The sequence below is a fragment of the Pyrobaculum sp. genome (assembly GCF_049971835.1).
Classification (GTDB): domain Archaea; phylum Thermoproteota; class Thermoprotei; order Thermoproteales; family Thermoproteaceae; genus Pyrobaculum.
In genome coordinates this window covers 1-1785 of record NZ_JBMFKV010000317.1, presented here as the reverse complement: position 1 = coordinate 1785, position 1785 = coordinate 1, and the positions used below count along the sequence as shown (strand labels likewise).

The 1785-nt window shown below is 46.1% G+C and carries 3 protein-coding genes; all 3 read left to right on the top strand.

Annotation, left to right across the window (positions count from 1 at the left end):
* Positions 1-195, top strand: a 195-nt coding sequence (locus ACP5J3_RS14150) for an FkbM family methyltransferase (RefSeq protein ID WP_428496269.1), incomplete at its 5' end; no start/stop codon positions are given.
* A gap of 4 nt (positions 196-199) precedes the next feature.
* Complete coding sequence (locus ACP5J3_RS14145) at positions 200-1252, top strand: glycosyltransferase (protein WP_428496268.1); 1053 nt, start codon at positions 200-202, stop codon at positions 1250-1252.
* The coding region (locus ACP5J3_RS14140) for a hypothetical protein (RefSeq protein WP_428496267.1) at positions 1249-1785 on the top strand (537 nt) is incomplete at its 3' end. The genes ACP5J3_RS14145 and ACP5J3_RS14140, both read left to right, overlap by 4 nt.

Sequence of the window (1785 nt, the reverse complement as noted above, 5' to 3'; positions counted from 1 at the left end):
GTTGTTAATTATCTAAAAATAGATGTCGAGGGGGAGGCCAAAGGCGTCCTGCGGGGAGGGGGCCGGACCCTGAGGAGGACTAGGTGGCTACAGATAGAAATGATTGGGAGCGAGGTTTGGGCCCACAGCCTTCTCAAGAGGATAGGCTTTAGACTTATTGATAGGAGAGGAAACAATTATCTCTACTCCAAGTAGAGAGGTGGGTGGCGTAGCCAAGCCTTTGATCTCTATCATCCTGACCACGTACAATTCTGAGTTTACCATACGCCCCGTCCTCGAGTCAATCATTAACCAAGACTTCCCCCTAGATAGGACGGAATTCATAATAGTAGACGACGGCTCCAGAGACTCAACTACAAAAATTGTTAGGGAATTTCTAGAGATGTATAAGTCTTCCTTCGCCCGCGTTGAGTTCGTAGCTCATGATAAAAACTACGGCGTCTCAAAGGCGAGAAACGACGGCATTAAATTATCAAGAGGCGAATACGTCCTTATACTAGATCACGACGTAATTCTCGCACGGGAAACCCTAAAAACACTCTATAGCTACCTAGAGAATTCGCCAAGGAAGGTGCTGTGCGCTGTGCCACTACATCTGAACGTGGCTGGTGGAAAGCTTCAGAAAATTTACGAGGAAATCCACCGGGGAAAAGTCGTTAAGAGGCTAAGTAACATCACTAGCTGTGCACTATGTAGGCGAGTAGATCTCATAGAGCATGTAGGGCTCTACGACGAGGCGCTGGGCCCACCTTACACGATATACGAAGACGTGGAGCTCGGCGAGCGCGCACTCGCCAAGGGGTACGAAATACACCTGATAGGTTGGCACGCCGTCACGCACGACACAAGAGAGCCGCCCCAAAAACCCCATATCGTGAGTAGTATAGCTAAACGCGGTAGGCTCATCGCAGTGTTGAAATCCCTTCTAGATCCGAAGTATAGATACGCGCTTAGGAAAATGCTTAGATCCGCCCCTCTTTCCGACAAAATTAGATGGAGACTTTACCAACTGTTTTTAATTCTTTTCACAGCCTCCATACCAGGTGTCGTCGTACTACCCCAACTACCTCTTGCAACCCTTGTCCTATTTACTATACTTTGGCTTGATGCCGTAAGACAATACTGGAATCCCAGAAAGACCCGGCTCGCGCTCATCTACGCGACCTCAGCATTAGGATGGAGAATTGCAAGATCGGTAATGTTATTTCTACCACCCCCCACTTTGAAGAAAAGTTTGGCGAGTGCGGGATGAGGCTTCTATACATCTCTCACGGCAACGTCTTCGCTAGGCATGAGCTGGGTTTCTTAGCCGCTCTGGCAGATTTAGGTGGGGTAGATGTTTTAGATTTGAAATCGGGAAGGGGAATTAAAGTATTGACCGTCGTAAGCGATAATGGGCCTAAGAGGGCTCGGTTTGTGGGTTATGAGGTCTCGGTGAGGTCTATACTTAGTGTTGGTAGGGGTGTTCATCGATTACGTAATCTCATAAATAATGCGTATGATATAATCTTTGCCACCCCAAGACTTCCTTTATTGTTTCTTAAGAGACTTAATGTATCGAGACCAATAATTCTCAGGCTTTGGAGTATTAGGGCTGCTAAGCTTAGGGATAACCTGAAATTTGGTGCTTACGAAGACATCTTCATGTTTATTCCTAGTTTACTAGCCAACGGATTTTATATTCCGAGTTCCACTTACTCAATGACTGTTGATCACGCTACTTACCTTTTTGCAAAAAGAATGTATTACTTTTTACGTAATCGCATTGTAAAGGTTTATCCACCT